General features: G+C 57.4%; 2 rRNA genes. Both read right to left on the bottom strand.

The features are described from left to right. Nucleotides 1–42: 42 nt before the first annotated feature. Nucleotides 43–3,153, bottom strand: a 23S ribosomal RNA gene (locus AC5Y4N_RS21035). 287 nt (nucleotides 3,154–3,440) lie between these two features. After that, nucleotides 3,441–4,978: ribosomal RNA gene (locus AC5Y4N_RS21040) — 16S ribosomal RNA — on the bottom strand. Together the 16S and 23S rRNA genes form the textbook arrangement of a ribosomal RNA operon. Between the last annotated feature and the right edge of the window lie 130 nt (nucleotides 4,979–5,108).

The raw sequence follows: 5,108 nt of genomic DNA on the forward strand, positions 1-5,108 counted from the left end.
TGGGGGTTGTGGATGGTTTGGGTGTTGGTGTGGTTGCGTGGTGTGGGTAAGTTTTCGGCCGGTTAGTGCCAGTTCCCTGTGCGCATTGCTGCGTGTGTAGGTCTGGTCTATTGATCCCGTGGTCTGCGGGGGGCCTTATCCCACTTGTATGGGTGAGAAGCCTGGTCTTGGAGAAGGTTTCCCGCTTAGATGCTTTCAGCGGTTATCCTGTCCGAACGTGGCTATCCAGCGGTGCCCCTGGTGGGACAACTGGTGCACCAGAGGTTCGTCCGTCCCGGTCCTCTCGTACTAGGGACAGGTTTCCTCAAGCTTCTGACGCGCGCGGCGGATAGAGACCGAACTGTCTCACGACGTTCTAAACCCAGCTCGCGTGCCGCTTTAATGGGCGAACAGCCCAACCCTTGGGACCTGCTCCAGCCCCAGGATGCGACGAGCCGACATCGAGGTGCCAAACCATCCCGTCGATATGGACTCTTGGGGAAGATCAGCCTGTTATCCCCGGGGTACCTTTTATCCGTTGAGCGACACCCCTTCCACTCGGGGGTGCCGGATCACTAGTCCCGACTTTCGTCCCTGCTTGACATGTTCGTCTTGCAGTCAAGCTCCCTTGTGCACTTGCACTCGCCACCTGATTGCCGTCCAGGTTGAGGGAACCTTTGGGCGCCTCCGTTACGTTTTAGGAGGCAACCGCCCCAGTTAAACTACCCGCCAGGCACTGTCCCTGAACCCGGTTCAGGGTTCGAGGTTAGAAGCCCAATACGATCAGAGTGGTATTTCAACGACGACTCCGCCCACACTGGCGTGCGGGTTTCACAGTCTCCCACCTATCCTACACAAACCGTATCGGACTCCAATACCAAGTTGTAGTGAAGGTCCCGGGGTCTTTTCGTCCTGCCGCGCGTAACGAGCATCTTTACTCGTAGTGCAATTTCGCCGAGTCTATGGTTGAGACAGCTGAGAAGTCGTTACGCCATTCGTGCAGGTCGGAACTTACCCGACAAGGAATTTCGCTACCTTAGGATGGTTATAGTTACCACCGCCGTTTACTGGGGCTTAAATTCTCCGCTTCACCCTTGCGGGTTAACGGGTCCTCTTAACCTTCCAGCACCGGGCAGGCGTCAGTCCGTATACCTCGTCTTGCGACTTCGCACGGACCTGTGTTTTTAGTAAACAGTCGCTTCTCACTGGTCTCTGCGACCCCCACCAGCTTCCCCACGCACGGTGGTTCACCAGCAGGGGCCCCCCTTCTCCCGAAGTTACGGGGGCATTTTGCCGAGTTCCTTAACCATAGTTCTCTCGTACGCCTCGGTATTCTCTACCTGACCACCTGTGTCGGTTTGGGGTACGGGCCGTGTGTGTCCTCGCTAGAGGCTTTTCTCGGCAGCATAGGATCACCGAATTCGCCTCATCCGGCTATGCATCACCTCTCGGACGTATGTGACATCCGGATTTGCCTGGATGTCGTCCTACCGGTTTGCCCCAGTGTTACCACTGACTGGTACGGCTACCTTCCTGCGTCACCCCATCGCTTACCTACTACCAGAGAAGATCCCACGCAGCCGGCCGGCGCCGCACCCCGAAGGGATTGGTCACCGACCTTTTGGATGGTTAGTACCTCTGATTCGGCATGGACGGCCACACACGGGTACGGGAATATCAACCCGTTGTCCATCGACTACGCCTGTCGGCCTCGCCTTAGGTCCCGACTCACCCTGGGCGGACTGGCCTGGCCCAGGAACCCTTGGTCTTCCGGCGGGCAAGGTTCTCACTTGCCTTATCGCTACTCATGCCTGCATTCTCACTCCCCACCCCTCCACAACAGATCACTCTGCTGCTTCACCGAAATGGGGACGCTCCCCTACCCAACATATTGCTATGTTGCCGCGGCTTCGGCGGTGTGCTTGAGCCCCGCTACATTATCGGCGCACAATCACTTGACCAGTGAGCTATTACGCACTCTTTCAAGGGTGGCTGCTTCTAAGCCAACCTCCTGGTTGTCTTCGCGACTGCACATCCTTTCCCACTTAGCACACGCTTAGGGGCCTTAGCCGGCGATCTGGGCTGTTTCCCTTTCGACGCACGGAGCTTATCCCCCGCCGTCTCACTGCCACACTTGACTTGTCGGCATTCGGAGTTTGGCTGACGTCAGTAACCTAGTAGGGCCCATCGGCCATCCAGTAGCTCTACCTCCAACAAGAACCATGCGACGCTGCACCTAAATGCATTTCGGGGAGAACCAGCTATCACGGAGTTTGATTGGCCTTTCACCCCTACCCACAACTCATCCCCTCAGTCTTCAACCTAAGTGGGTTCGGGCCTCCACGCGGTCTTACCCGCGCTTCACCCTGGCCATGGGTAGATCACCCCGCTTCGGGTCCAGAACACACCACTACACCCCCACAACAGGGGATACGCCCTCTTCAGACTCGCTTTCGCTGCGGCTACCCCACCCGGGTTAACCTCGCGACATGTCCCTGACTCGCAGGCTCATTCTTCAAAAGGCACGCCATCACCCCACAACGGGGGCTTTGACGGCTTGTAGGCACACGGTTTCAGGTACTCTTTCACTCCCCTCCCGGGGTACTTTTCACCATTCCCTCACGGTACTGATCCGCTATCGGTCATCAGGAAGTATTCAGGCTTACCGGGTGGTCCCGGCAGATTCACAGCAGATTCCACGGGCCCGCTGCTACTCGGGTATTTGTGACAACAGATGACATGCTTTCGCCTACGGGATTCTCACCCTCTACGACAGACCATCCCAGGCCACTTCGACTAACACATCATTTTCTGACTGCCGCTTGAGCCGGCGGACCCAAGACCACAAACCCCACAACACCACACACACAACCCCCGCCGGGTATCACCATGCGCGCGGTTTAGCCATCCTCCGCGTTCGCTCGCCACTACTAACGGAATCACACTTGTTTTCTTCTCCTACGGGTACTGAGATGTTTCACTTCCCCGCGTTCCCCCCCACTGCCTATACATTCAGCAGTGGGTGACACGACATCACTCGTGCCGGGTTACCCCATTCGGACATCCTCGGATCCACGCTCGGTTGACAACTCCCCGAGGCATATCGCAGCCTCCCACGTCCTTCATCGGCCCCTGATGCCAAGGCATCCACCATGCGCCCTAACACACTTACACACACAAAAAACACTCAACAAAAAGCACAAAGACTAAACTTCAGCCTTTCGCTAGATGCTCGCAACCACTATCCAACACTCAAACACCACACCCCACCACCAAAGCGAGGCGACAACAGAACAGGCCTGTTGCCTCAGGACCCAACAGTGTGTTCGGTGAGCGCCGGCACCACATCCCCGACCGACGACTTCGCTTGCTGCGCACCCAACCCGGCGCCACTACAACGCACGGATCCCTCACGGCTGCACCCCCGCCCACTGCGGGAATGCCCACGTGGTGCTCCTTAGAAAGGAGGTGATCCAGCCGCACCTTCCGGTACGGCTACCTTGTTACGACTTCGTCCCAATCGCCGATCCCACCTTCGACAGCTCCCTCCGGCGAACCGGTTAGGCCACTGGCTTCGGGTGTTACCGACTTTCATGACGTGACGGGCGGTGTGTACAAGGCCCGGGAACGTATTCACCGCAGCGTTGCTGATCTGCGATTACTAGCGACTCCGACTTCACGGGGTCGAGTTGCAGACCCCGATCCGAACTGAGACCGGCTTTGAAAAGGATTCGCTCCACCTCACGGCATCGCAGCCCTTTGTACCGGCCATTGTAGCATGTGTGAAGCCCTGGACATAAGGGGCATGATGACTTGACGTCATCCCCACCTTCCTCCGAGTTGACCCCGGCAGTCTCTCACGAGTCCCCGCCATCACGCGCTGGCAACATGAGACAAGGGTTGCGCTCGTTGCGGGACTTAACCCAACATCTCACGACACGAGCTGACGACAGCCATGCACCACCTGCACACAGGCCACAAGGGAAACGACATCTCTGCCGCCGTCCTGTGCATGTCAAACCCAGGTAAGGTTCTTCGCGTTGCATCGAATTAATCCACATGCTCCGCCGCTTGTGCGGGCCCCCGTCAATTCCTTTGAGTTTTAGCCTTGCGGCCGTACTCCCCAGGCGGGGTACTTAATGCGTTAGCTACGGCACGGATCCCAAGGAAGGAAACCCACACCTAGTACCCACCGTTTACGGCGTGGACTACCAGGGTATCTAATCCTGTTCGCTCCCCACGCTTTCGCTCCTCAGCGTCAGTTACTGCCCAGAGACCCGCCTTCGCCACCGGTGTTCCTCCTGATATCTGCGCATTCCACCGCTACACCAGGAATTCCAGTCTCCCCTGCAGTACTCTAGTCTGCCCGTATCGCCCGCACGCCCACAGTTAAGCTGTGGCATTTCACGAACAACGCGACAAACCACCTACAAGCCCTTTACGCCCAGTAATTCCGGACAACGCTCGCACCCTACGTATTACCGCGGCTGCTGGCACGTAGTTGGCCGGTGCTTCTTCTCCACCTACCGTCACCACAACACACGCTGCGGCTTCGTCGATGGTGAAAGAGGTTTACAACCCGAAGGCCGTCATCCCCCACGCGGCGTCGCTGCATCAGGCTTGCGCCCATTGTGCAATATTCCCCACTGCTGCCTCCCGTAGGAGTCTGGGCCGTATCTCAGTCCCAGTGTGGCCGGACACCCTCTCAGGCCGGCTACCCGTCGAAGCCTTGGTAGGCCATCACCCCACCAACAAGCTGATAGGCCGCGGGCCCATCCCACACCGCAAAAGCTTTCCCCCACCAGGCCATGCGACCAGCAGGGTGTATTCGGTATTAGACCCAGTTTCCCAGGCTTATCCCAAAGTGCAGGGCAGATCACCCACGTGTTACTCACCCGTTCGCCACTCGAGCACTCCCGAAGGAGCCTTTCCGTTCGACTTGCATGTGTTAAGCACGCCGCCAGCGTTCGTCCTGAGCCAGGATCAAACTCTCCAAACAAAAACAGTCCAGAGAAAACATCTGGCAAAACAACACCACACCCACACACGGGAACGCGCAGGCATGGCAAAACAAAAACAACAAACAAAAACCACCAAACACACTATTGAGTTCTCAAACAACACACCCG

The sequence above is a fragment of the Mycobacterium sp. NGS19 genome, assembly GCF_059813155.1.